The sequence below is a fragment of the Baaleninema sp. genome (genome assembly GCF_049974805.1).
Taxonomy (GTDB): domain Bacteria; phylum Cyanobacteriota; class Cyanobacteriia; order Cyanobacteriales; family Geitlerinemataceae; genus Baaleninema.
Genome location: NZ_JBNGCO010000028.1, coordinates 1 through 11,650 on the forward strand (window position 1 = coordinate 1; position 11,650 = coordinate 11,650).

Genomic DNA, 11,650 nt, shown 5'->3' on the forward strand with positions numbered 1-11,650 from the left:
CAGTAACTACCTGTGGGTAGGAATCACCGTCCTTCTAGGGCGGTGAGGATGTCAATCCCCATCTCCCCAGCATCACCCCCGCTGGCCGGTCACAATATAAGTCACGCGCTGACCGATGTTCGTGGCGTGGTCGGCCATGCGTTCGAGGTGGCGAATGGCCAGGGTGACGAGTAGGACGGGTTCGAGGATACCGGGATAGTTTCGTTGGTAGGCGAGGCGCTGGTAAAGGCGATCGTAGGCGTCGTCTACGGTGGTGTCTTTCTGTTTCATTTGATGTCCCGCCTCGGGATCGAGATCGACGAGGGCTTTTAAACTCATGGCCAGCATGGCTTGAGTTTCTCGCGACATCCGCTCGATTTCGGACATACAGTCTAGGGGCGGATAGGGAAACAGTTTGACGGCGATTTCAGCGAGGTCTTTGGCGTAGTCGCCGATGCGTTCGAGATCGCGCACCAGTTGCATAAAAGCCCCCAGTACGCGGCAATCTTGGGCGACGGGGGCTTGAAGCGTCAGCAACATGATGCTGTCGGATTCGATTTGTCGGTAGAAGCGATCGATCTGTTTGTCGAGTTTGATGAGGGCTTGGGCGGCCGCTAAATCTCGATCGAACAAGGCGCGATGGCTCAACCGACAGGCTTGTTCGACCAACGCCCCCATCCTCAAAATGTCTTGTCGGAGACATTTGAGTTTTCGCTGGAGGTCTTGGCGACTAGAGTTGAATTTGGAGGAGGAGAAGTTCACTCGAGATTGCACGACGCCGATCGATCCTATTGTGACTTCTCCATTGTGGGACAAGTTTTTTGATTTAGCATATTTCGCACTAACTTGTTACAGTGCGTTGCTAATTTTTAGGAAAAATTTAGAAAGTCGTTAACCTTGTCTTCATATTTCTGGGGATTCTGCTTGAGGAAGAGAAACTTGCAACCACGCACCGCCCGTTTCGGGGTGGTTTTTGGCCGTAATCGTCCCCTCGTGGGCGAGAATAATTTGTTTGACGATGGCCAGTCCCAAACCGCTGCCGCTACTGGTGACGGGTAGAGCTTCGCCGTGGCGGGATTGCGATCGACCCCGCCCCGAATCGCCGCGATAGAGTCGATCGAAAATACGGGGTAAGTCCTCCGGGTCGAACCCCGAACCGGAATCGATGGTGTGAACCCGCAGGCGATCGCCCCCGAGGTCTTCAGCTTCCACGCGAACGGTACTGTTTTCGGGACTGTAACGCACCGCGTTATCGAGGAGGTTGAGAAACACCCGGTACAGCCGCGATTCGTCTCCTTCTACGTAGAGGGGTTTCGGTTCGTGGTAACTCAAACGGACTTGTTTTTGAGCGGCCAGAGGTTCGAGAGTGCGCCAAACGGACTCGATTAAGGGCTTCAATTCCACGGCTTCGGTGGGAATCGATCGATTGGCTTCTAAATGGGTCAGTTCCAGCCAATCCTGAACCAGTTGAATCAGCCGTTGGGTTTCCGGAAGCAACCGTTCGACCCAAGTTTTCATCGGCGGTTCCAGGCGATCGATCAGAGTTTCCACCACCAATTGAATCGAAGTCAGCGGCGTTCGCAACTCGTGGGCTAAATCCGACATCCAGCGGTTGCGGGACTGCATCGAATCCACGATCGGCTGTCGGTTTTCTAAAAAAACACCCACCTTTCCCTCGGGAAGGGGGAGACTATAGGCTCGTAGGGTTTGGCCTTGTTGGCTGTCGATTTCGTCCGCGTCGAAGGAAGGCGCGTAAAACAACCATTCAATTTGAAGGGGACGATCTTCAGTCCGGGTGCGTTCGATGAGTCGATCGAGTTCGTAAGAGCGCACCACTTCCAGCAGTACCCGTTCCGACTGCGGCGACCACTGTTGAATTTGCAATAGCGAACGCGCTCGATCGTTGCACCACACCAGATGGTTTTCCGCATCCACTTGCAAATATCCCCAAGGTGCTTGTCGCAACACTTGCTGGAACAGGGATAAATCGGTTTCCAGTTCCACCTGACGTTGACTCATTTCAGTTAACGCCAGTCGCATTTGGGACGCCGGTGCCAAACGAACCGCCGAAACTTCGGGAGACAAATCTCGCAGGACGCGCTTCCACTGACGATGTCTGACCGCAGTGTGCCACAGACCGATTCCCAATCCGACTGTTAACCCGAAGATAAATGCAACAACCGCCGACATAGGCTCCAAAATTAGGCGAGAAGAGAGCGAAAATACATCTCTCTAACCTAACCGATAGCCGAAGCCCCGCACGGTAATAATGTATTGGGGATTGCTGGGATCTTCTTCGAGTTTTTCTCGCAGCCAGCGAATGTGAACGTCTACGGTTTTGCTGTCACCGACGAAATCGAAGCCCCACACGCGATCGAGCAGTTGTTCCCGCGACCACACGCGGCGAGGGGATTTCATAAACAGTTCCAGCAGGCGAAACTCCTTCGGGGCGAGGTTGACTTCTTCGCCGCGCACCACCACGCGACATTGTTGGGGATAGAGCAGGATATCGCCAAACTGTAACACCATCGGTTGAGCGGCGAATCCAAAACGATGACGACGCAGCAACGCACGACAGCGAGCGATCAGTTCTCTCATGCTGAAGGGTTTGGTGAGGTAGTCGTCTGCGCCGACTTCCAACCCCAGGACGCGATCGGTTTCACTGCCCTTGGCACTGAGAATCAAAATCGGAACGGGATTTCCTTGCTGTCGTAACAACCGACACAGATCGAGACCGTTCACCTGCGGTAGCATCAGATCTAATACGATTAAATCGAACGGAAACTCGCCCGGTTGTAGCTGCGGGTCGTGGAGAAACGTCAAGGCCATTTGCCCGTCGCTTGCGGTTTTGACCTGATATCCCTCATCTTCCAGCGCGAGGGAGACCATATCTCGGATGAGGTCTTCGTCCTCCACCGCGAGAATGCGGTTAGATTGACCGATCTCGGGGCGGTCGCGGTTTGTTTTTGACTCGAGGGAAAGCATAACTAGGTAATCTAGATGTTAAGACCCACTTTATTGATATATCAATTTGGTCTATCCGAACATCTCTTGACAAATAAATTAAAATATGCGTAGCTAAAAAAAACTGTAAAACCAGTTAAAACACGCCGTCGGTCTCCCCTCTCAGCCTAGAAACCTCAAGGGAGACCGGTTTTGTCAAGGTTTGTCTAAAGAAAAGACGAATTTTTTCAAAGCGGTTACTGAGCAGCGACGACGCGATCGAGAACTGCCTCGAATTCCGCCAAATCGACCGCCCCAGATAGTCCCTCGCCGTTGATAAAGAAAGCGGGGGTTCCGTTGAGTCCCAATTCGTCAGCCAGTTCCAGGTCAGCTTGAATGGCTTGTAAGGATTCGTCGCTGTTGCGATCGCGATCGAACTGTGCCAAATCCAAACCCAAATCCGTGGCAATTTCCACGTAAAGCTCTTCCCCGAGACGGTCTTGATTTTCAAACAGAGCGTCGTAATACTCCCAAAACTGTCCCTGTTGCTGAGCCGCCCAAGCCGCCTGAGACGCCGGAAGTGCTTGAGGGTGAATGCTCACCAGGGGAAGATGTTTGTACACCAGCGTCACGCGATCGCCGTATTGCGCCATAAACTCGTTAACCGTCTCGTGAGCCTTGGCGCAAAACGGACATTGAAAATCCGAGAACTCCACCATGACAATTTCTCGGGATTCCGCCCCTTTAACCGGAGAATCGCCAATCACCGAAGTCGGATCGGAGGCCATTTCCGCAACGACAGCGCGACGGGATTCTTGCGCCGTTTCCTGCTGTTGTTGCTGGTACGCCTGCACCGACTCCAGAATCGCTTCCGGGTTGTCGCGGATAATTTGCAGCACTTGCGCTTCCAAATCCTCCGAAACAGCGGCGTTGTCGTTGGACTGCGCGGGAGAGGAACAACTACTGAGGGCGACACAAGCCAGCATCGCGCCGACGAGGCCGAACGAGGCTTTCGGCGATCGCAGCATCGTCCAAAACGGGGTTACGTTCATAAAAATCTCTGGAGAATCTCGTGAAATTATCAAAGAAATCGGGATAGCCTAAGCCAGTTCCTCTCAATCTTAGCGAACTCGATCGAGCCGTCGGCGGCCGTCAAAAACACCCGTTAAGACTTCGATTCGTCGATGGATTTCGTCGAAACATCGATCGCCTGCACGTCAATCGTTCCCGGCGGCGCGTTGCGTTTGAACTGCTTGTCTTCGATCGTCAGCATCTCGCCGCAACTGGGACATTGCAACCGTTCCTGTTGTTCGAGAGCCACCAACTCAAAGTTACACACCGGACAGCGATCGCGCACCAAACTGCGCCCCACCCACCAGCGCACGCCGAACACCGCCGCAATCCCCAACAAGGGCAACAGCGCCAAAATCAGAAATATCGACTTCACCAACCATACCAACCCCACCGCACTGAGCAAAAAGATAACCAGCAAAACGCTCAGCCAGAAGCTCAGCCCAGATAGTTGCAGTTGAGTAATATTGGGATCGTTGGAATTCACGACAGTATCCTTATCAGACTCGACGCTCGATTGAATTACTTCGATTTTAACAATGTGAGGATCGGGGAACAGTCAACAGTCAACAGTCAACAGTCAACAGTCAACAGTCAACAGTCAACAGTCAACAGAGTTTTCCCTGTCACATCATCCCATCATCCTCTCATCCCATCATCTCATCACCTCAAGAGCGCGGCAAAATCTCCCGCAACCGCCTCGATAACGCCTCGCTGCTGAAGGCGGCTAAGGTTTCCTGACGCAGCCAGTCCCCATCGCAACGGCGATCGCTCCCTTGCAGGATCTCGATACAAGCCGTCGCTACCGCCTCGGGATCGCGGTGGGGAACCTGCCACCCCAGGCGTCCGTCTTGCAGGGGGTCCGCGGAACCGTCGCTATCCCCGGACAACACCGGAATTCCCGTCGCCATCGCTTCGAGATAAACGATTCCGAACCCTTCTTGAGAGGGCATAATGTAAGCATCGGCAACGCGGTAATGGTCTGGTAGCTCTTCCGTAGGAACGAACCCCGCAAACACGACGCGATCGCCGATTCCCAACTCTCGGGCGAGATTTTCCAAGCGAGGTTGGTCGTCGCCGCGTCCGATGACGAGATATTTCACATCCGGACAAACTTCTAAAATCTTCGGGAGGGCGCGAATCGTCACGTCTACCCCTTTATAAATATCCCCCGACCACAGCCGCGCTACCGTCATCAACACCCGAGACCCCTGTAAGTTGTAGCGATCGAGCAAATGTGGCGGTTTCGGGGCGGGGGAAAACACCTCCCCATCCACCGCACAGGGGAGCATTTTAAACTTACCCGGATCGAGATCGTTGGACGCACAAGCGCGATCGCGACTGTAACGACTGATCGTCCAAATGGTTTTCGCCTGACATAGCGCCTGTCGATAGCGAGATCCGAGGGGTTTCCAAACCTCTTTCCCATAGGTCATCACCGTATAGGGAATATCGAACCAGCCTCCCAAAAACTGTATCAGTGGGGCGAGTTTGATATGTCCGCAGACAATCCATTGAGGGCGTCGGCGCCAACACCGCAGCAGCAACGCCCCCCCCAGACGAAACCGCCCCAACCACGTCCACGCGGACTGACAATAGTGAAAGCGAAAGACGTTCGGGGCATTGGGGTTTTTGCGGGAATCGAAGGGATTGTCACAATCAACGGAATCGCGCAACAAATACACCTCCGCTTGGGGAAATCGAGAGACCTTCGAGGCGATCGCAGCCTGTTGGTAGGCGTACAGAATGTCTTTCACGTAAGATTGAATACCGCCCTCACAGGCAAAAATTTCCAGAAAAACGAAAACGTGAGGGGGGGCGAGGGGGGGTTGAGGCTTATCCTTCATGGGGCGGAGTTCCGTACAGCGAAGCGTAACAGTACCAGAGCGATCGTCAAGCGGGGGTGGGTTCGGAGTTCATACGGGCGTCCACCATCATCCGGGCGACATCGTGCATATCGTATTGAGCTTCCCATCCCATTTTGTCCTTTGCCTTGCTGGGATTGCCACGGCTGATAGAAATATCTGTGGGACGATATAAACTTTCGTCCGTCGTCACGTGGTCTTGCCAGTTCAAGCCTAAATACTCGAATACCGACACCACGAAATCTTGAAGTTTGTAGGTTTTTCCGGTGGCGATGATGTAGTCCTCGGCGGCGTCCTGTTGCAAGATGCGATACATTCCTTGAATGTATTCCGGCGCCCAACCCCAATCTCGCTGAATGGAGGTATTGCCGAGATACAGCCGTTCCGGGCTACCTTGAGCGATGCGACAGGCGGCGGCGACGATTTTTTGGGTGACGAAGCGTTCGGGGCGCAGGGGGGATTCGTGGTTGTAGAGAATACCGGAACAGGCGAACAAGCCATAGGCTTCGCGGTAGTTGGCCACTTCCCAGAAGGCGGCGGCTTTGGCGACGCCGTAGGGACTGCGGGGACGGAAGGGGGTGTTTTCGTCGGCGGCTTCGCCTCCCGTGTCGCCGAAACATTCGCTCGAACCGGCGTTGTAGAGTTTGATAGGAGCGCCGATAAAGCGAATGGCTTCGAGGAGGTTGAGGGTTCCGGTGGCGATGCTGTCGAGGGTTTCGACGGGTTGGTTGAAGGATAAGCCGACGGAACTTTGACCGCCGAGGTTATAGACTTCGTAGGGTTGAGCTTTGTCGAGGACTTGCAGGACGCTGCGAAAGTCTGTCAGGGTCATGGATTCGAGTTTGACGCGATCGCGGATGCCCAACCGGACGAGGTTTCGGAAGGATGACATCTGGGCGTCGCGGGACGTACCGCAGATTTCGTAACCGCGATCGAGGAGAAATTTGGCGAGGTACGAACCGTCTTGACCGGAAATCCCGCAAATCAATGCCTTTTTCATCTGTTCCGTCTGTGCGAGCGTTTTGCCTTCTAGTATAGGAAATCGATCGGCTGCCGTTGGCGATCGATCGTCTACGGATCGATCGCCTCCTGCTGAGATCTCTTTTCCAGATGTTTTTGCAAAATCAGACAATTGCGGCGATCGCTACAGCGTTCGTAGAGGACACGATCGGAGAGTCGCCGCAGTAAAAACCAGCCATAACCCCCTTGACGTAAGGTTCCCGGTTCCGGTTCTTCTACCGCGTCGGGATCGAAGGGATCGCCGTAATCCCAAATGCGAATTTCGAGGCGATCGTCGTAGAGACTCAATTCGAGATCGATGGGGGTCTCGGGGGGGCGATTGTGGTGAGCGTGGCGCACGGCGTTGCTGAATCCTTCGGCGATGGCCAGTTTGAGGCAGTATAGTCGCGCGTCCGTCCAAGAAGAAAGGGGTTTGTGTTGGAGGCAAAAATCCTCGAACCATTCCTGCACGCGAAGCAGGACGCTCAGGTCGCTGCGAACCGTTAAACGGCGTTGCCTCAAGGACACGGTCGATCGATCTCCTGGTGCTTGTAGCGTTAGCAGTCTCGGACTGGGCGAAAAGAGATGCAACAAATATCGCAAAGGGTGACGGTTCGCGGGGGCGAGCAGTCTCAAGGGGTCGATCGCTGCGAGGATCGGTTCCCGTTTAGATTATAATTAGTTTTGGTAGATTCAAACGAAATCGCTTCAAATTTCGACGAGAGACTCCGATTTTAGTCGGATCGATTTATGAGTATTGTAACATTACAATCGATTGAAAAAGACTTTGGAATTAAAGAAATTTTACGGGATGCGACCTTAAGCATCGAACCGAGTGAAAAAGTCGGGTTAATCGGCACCAACGGCTCGGGAAAATCCACATTATTAAAAATTTTGGCCGGAAAAGAGCCGTTCGACGCAGGAGAGCGGCTCGCCAACCGCAACTATCGGATTATTTACCTTCCGCAACAACCCGAACTCGACGAATCTCGCACGGTTTTAGAACAAGTTTTCGCCGATTGCGGTGAAAAAATGTCCCTGGTGCGTCAGTACGAGGAACTGTCTCATCGCGTCGCGCACGTAACGGGAGAAGACCTCGATCGCACCCTTTCTCAACTCACCCGCATCACCGAACAAATGGACGCCTCCGGAACCTGGGATTTGGAAACGGAAGCGAAAATTATTCTCTCGAAATTAGGCATCGAAGATTTCGACGCCAAGATTGAAAGCCTGTCGGGAGGTTATCGCAAACGCATCGCTTTAGCGGCGGCGTTGTTAGCCGAGCCAGATTTATTATTAATGGACGAACCGACGAACCATCTGGATGCGGAATCGGTGGAATGGTTGCAAAGCTATTTACAGCGATATCCGGCGGCGGTGGTTTTGGTCACGCACGATCGCTACTTCCTCGACAAAGTAACCACGCGAATTTTAGAAGTCGATCGCGGCGATTTATACGGCTATTCTGGCAACTATTCCTATTATTTAGAAAAGAAAGCCCAAGCCGAAGAAACCGCCGCCAGCCAGGAACAAAAGCACGCCAACCTCTTACGGCGAGAGTTGGCTTGGATTCGACGCGGCGCCAAAGCGCGAAGTACGAAACAAAAAGCCCGAATTCAACGGTTTGAAGACCTGCAAGAAACCGAATTCAAGGAATCTCTCGGTAAGGTGGATATTTCCACCGCCAGCCGTCGCATCGGCAAAAAAGTCATCGAACTCGAAAATATCGGCAAAACCTACAAAAATCGCACCCTGTTTCAAGGATTTAGCTATAACTTTGAACGGTTCGATCGCATCGGAATCATCGGCGGAAACGGCGCCGGAAAATCCACCTTACTCAACATCATCACCGGACGAGTCGAACCCGACAGCGGAACCGTCGACATCGGCGAAACCATTCACTTCGGCTATTTCGACCAACATTCAGAAAGTTTAATCGAGTCCGCCAACCAAAACCAGCGAGTTATCGACTACATTAAAGAAGTAGCCACCTTCGTCAAAACCGCCGACGGAAGCGAAATTTCCGCTTCTCAAATGTTGGAACGGTTCCTCTTTTCCCCGAACCAACAATACGCCCCCCTTCACAAACTTTCCGGCGGCGAAAAGCGGCGTCTGTTCCTGTTGCAGGTGTTAATGGGAGCGCCCAACGTCTTGATTCTCGACGAACCTACCAACGATTTAGACGTACAAACCTTAGCGGTTTTAGAAGACTATTTAGAAGAGTTTAACGGCTGCGTTATCGTCGTATCTCACGACCGATATTTTCTCGATCGCACCGTCGATAAAATCTTCGCCCTCGAAGGTGGCGGAACCGTCAAACAATACCCCGGAAATTACTCCCTTTATCTCGAGTACAAACAGCGAGAAGAAGAACTCACCAAACAAGCCGAAGCTGAAAAAATCGCCGCACAAGCCAAAGCCACCACTCCAGCGAAAACTTCTCAGAAAAACGACGCCCAGAAAAATGACAAACCTCGGCGATTGTCGTATAAAGAAAAACGGGAATTAGAACGACTCGATGGCGAAATTCCCCAACTCGAAGCGCAAAAAGCCGAACTCGAAGCGATGCTTTACGAAAATCCCCCCAGCGAACATCAAGAACTGGAAAAATTGTCGTTACAACTGGCCGAACTCACTCAAACCATCGACGATGCAACCCTGCGTTGGTTGGAACTGGCCGAACTCGAATCTTGACGCTTTGCTGTTGGATTATTTACCACAAAAACAATCATTTACCACAAAACTAAAAAAATGTCAAGATTGCGATCGACCATACGCCGACCTCAAGGATGCTAGTGTAGTTTCACCGTCGCTCGACTGTCCAACTCGATCGCGCCCATGAAGACCAATCCTTGGCTACAGACCCTTCGACCTTACGGCGTTTACGCCCTCCACGGCTTAACCGCTACCGACGACCGCCTTATCGCCGTCGATTCCGTGCGAGGGTATCTCATCGACATCGACCCCAAAACCGACGATACCCGCGTTCTCAACCCTCACAACGCCGGGGATTTCGTCGGGGCGGCCGGACTTTGCCTGTGGGAAAACACCCTCTGGTTTAGCCGAGGCGATACCGTCTATTACTGTACCCTCGACGACTTCACGCCCCAGCGGTTCGTCACCCTCCCCTACGCCGTTCAGGGGGTGGCCCTATGCGGGCCGGCCGTTTACATCACCTGCCAAAAAGAAGCCTATATCTACGTCTTCTCTCGCGAGACACAACGGGAAATCACGCGATTCTACGCCCCCGGCGTCGGCGTCGAAAACCTCTGCGTGCGGGGCGAAGAACTCTGGGTCTCCGATACCATCGAACAAACCGTGTACTGTATGGACCGCGGTACCGGAGCGATTCTGTTTAGCTTGTTGACGCCGTTTCCCACTCCCACCGCCCTCACGTTCTACAACCATCCCGAACTTCAAGAAAATATCCTCTACGTCGCCTATGCGATGGAAGAACCCTACATTCGCGACGATCCCAACTCCGCCAACCCCTACCAACTCACCTTTCGCGATCGAACCTTCGTCCACCCCCTGCACGTCTACCACGACCCAAACCAACACTACACCCTCTCGAACGGCTACCTCATCGAAATGTCCTACGTCGAGGAACTTTCCCCCCTCGACCCCGTAGAATTAGACGCCTTAGAATGGCACATCGCCCTCCCCGTCGATACCCCTCGTCAAACCGTCCGCCATATCGAACCCGTGGGGCTACCCTTTGAAACCCGCGTCATCGACGAACAGCCCATCGCCGTCTTTCAGTTCGATCGCCTCAAACCCCACGAAGCCCGAATTTTCGGATGGAGAGCCATCCTAGAAGTCCGGGGCATCAAATATCACTTCAAACCCCGCGACGTAGACGATTTGCCCGAAATGCCGCCAGAATACCAACAGCGGTATTTGGTGGACAACGACAACTTGGCCATGGACACCGAAACCGTCCAACGGGCAGCCCGCAACGCCATCGGCACCGAAACCAACCTGTTACGCCAAGTTCTCAACATCCGCGATTATGTCTACGATCGACTCGAATACGGCATCAAACCCCACATCGACACCCCCGATATCGTCCTCAAGCGAGGGATGGGGTCTTGCGGCGAATACGTGGGGATTTTACTGGCACTGCTGCGACTCAACGGCATCGCCTGCCGCACTGTCGGCCGTTACAAATGTCCCGATCGCGCCGAATATCGGGAAGTGGCCATGCAACCGGACTTCAACCACGTCTGGCTAGAATTCTACATTCCCGGTTACGGTTGGATTCCCATGGAATCGAACCCGGACGATATGCACGATCGCGGTCCTCATCCCCTGCGGTTTTTCATGGGGTTAGCCTGGTATCACATCGAACTCGTCAAAGGGGTGAAATTCGAGAGTTTAGTCCGCGACGGGAAACGCATTCCCAAGGAAGAAGTCGCCTTGGGAGATTTGGCCATCAATCACGTGCGCTTCCGCATTTTGGAAGAGTTGCCACCCAAGCGTTGATGGGTCTTCGGAGATTAGGGTGTAATTGGTGAATTTGAATACAAAATCTGGGTAGGGGGGATGCACCTCCAAAGAAAGCCTGATACGGAATCCGAATCTCAAATACTGGTTTTTCCCAACCCGACAAGCGCCTCTATCCCCCCAAGCATCCCCCCTTCGCCCCCCGACGATCGGGGGGTTGGGGATGGGGTGAAGACTTTTTGAAACCCAGTTTAATTGTTACGATCGCGTCACAGAAGCGATACGGCTTCGATCGCGATCGGTGAAGACAATTCTCAATTCTCAATTCTCAATTCTCAATTCTCAAT

Annotated in this window: 10 protein-coding genes; 2 read left to right on the forward strand and 8 right to left on the reverse strand. The window is 53.2% G+C overall.

Annotated features, from left to right (window positions below; all coding sequences use genetic code 11):
- Window positions 1-72: 72 nt before the first annotated feature.
- The 8 genes from phoU to ACP5D4_RS07735 form a co-directional block, all read right to left on the reverse strand.
- Window positions 73-753: a phosphate signaling complex protein PhoU gene (phoU, locus tag ACP5D4_RS07700; protein ID WP_428011046.1), complete on the reverse strand. Its 681-nt coding sequence runs from the start codon at window positions 751-753 to the stop codon at window positions 73-75.
- Window positions 754-882: 129 nt separating this feature from the next.
- Window positions 883-2,169, reverse strand: coding sequence for a sensor histidine kinase (locus ACP5D4_RS07705; protein WP_428011047.1), 1,287 nt, complete (start codon window positions 2,167-2,169; stop codon window positions 883-885).
- 42 nt (window positions 2,170-2,211) lie between these two features.
- Entirely contained in the window at window positions 2,212-2,964 is a 753-nt protein-coding gene (locus ACP5D4_RS07710; RefSeq protein WP_428011048.1) for a response regulator transcription factor, read from the reverse strand.
- Between the two features lie 215 nt (window positions 2,965-3,179).
- Complete coding sequence (locus ACP5D4_RS07715; RefSeq protein ID WP_428011049.1) at window positions 3,180-3,974, reverse strand: DsbA family protein; 795 nt, start codon at window positions 3,972-3,974, stop codon at window positions 3,180-3,182.
- 113 nt (window positions 3,975-4,087) lie between these two features.
- Entirely contained in the window at window positions 4,088-4,480 is a 393-nt protein-coding gene (locus tag ACP5D4_RS07720) for a hypothetical protein (protein WP_428011050.1), read from the reverse strand.
- 181 nt (window positions 4,481-4,661) lie between these two features.
- Window positions 4,662-5,840: a glycosyltransferase gene (locus tag ACP5D4_RS07725; RefSeq protein ID WP_428011051.1), complete on the reverse strand. Its 1,179-nt coding sequence runs from the start codon at window positions 5,838-5,840 to the stop codon at window positions 4,662-4,664.
- Between the two features lie 46 nt (window positions 5,841-5,886).
- Entirely contained in the window at window positions 5,887-6,858 is a 972-nt protein-coding gene (locus ACP5D4_RS07730; protein WP_428011052.1) for a GDP-mannose 4,6-dehydratase, read from the reverse strand.
- A gap of 71 nt (window positions 6,859-6,929) precedes the next feature.
- Entirely contained in the window at window positions 6,930-7,385 is a 456-nt protein-coding gene (locus ACP5D4_RS07735) for an ATP-binding protein (RefSeq protein ID WP_428011053.1), read from the reverse strand.
- 222 nt (window positions 7,386-7,607) lie between these two features.
- Here ACP5D4_RS07735 and ACP5D4_RS07740 point away from each other — a divergent pair, with 222 nt between their 5' ends.
- Complete coding sequence (locus ACP5D4_RS07740; RefSeq protein ID WP_428011054.1) at window positions 7,608-9,551, forward strand: ABC-F family ATP-binding cassette domain-containing protein; 1,944 nt, start codon at window positions 7,608-7,610, stop codon at window positions 9,549-9,551.
- Window positions 9,552-9,695: 144 nt separating this feature from the next.
- Window positions 9,696-11,342, forward strand: a complete 1,647-nt coding sequence (locus ACP5D4_RS07745; RefSeq protein ID WP_428011055.1) for a transglutaminase domain-containing protein — start codon at window positions 9,696-9,698, stop codon at window positions 11,340-11,342.
- The last annotated feature ends 308 nt before the right edge of the window (window positions 11,343-11,650 follow it).

Bases quoted from the DNA above. Each gene is read 5' to 3' on its own strand.
- ACP5D4_RS07705 (WP_428011047.1), bottom strand. From the start codon at position 2,169: ATGTCGGCGGTTGTTGCATTTATCTTCGGGTTAACAGTCGGATTGGGA.
- ACP5D4_RS07710 (WP_428011048.1), bottom strand. From the start codon at position 2,964: ATGCTTTCCCTCGAGTCAAAAACAAACCGCGACCGCCCCGAGATCGGT.
- ACP5D4_RS07715 (WP_428011049.1), bottom strand. From the start codon at position 3,974: ATGAACGTAACCCCGTTTTGGACGATGCTGCGATCGCCGAAAGCCTCG.
- ACP5D4_RS07725 (WP_428011051.1), bottom strand. From the start codon at position 5,840: ATGAAGGATAAGCCTCAACCCCCCCTCGCCCCCCCTCACGTTTTCGTT.
- ACP5D4_RS07730 (WP_428011052.1), bottom strand. From the start codon at position 6,858: ATGAAAAAGGCATTGATTTGCGGGATTTCCGGTCAAGACGGTTCGTAC.
- ACP5D4_RS07740 (WP_428011054.1), top strand. From the start codon at position 7,608: ATGAGTATTGTAACATTACAATCGATTGAAAAAGACTTTGGAATTAAA.
- ACP5D4_RS07745 (WP_428011055.1), top strand. From the start codon at position 9,696: ATGAAGACCAATCCTTGGCTACAGACCCTTCGACCTTACGGCGTTTAC.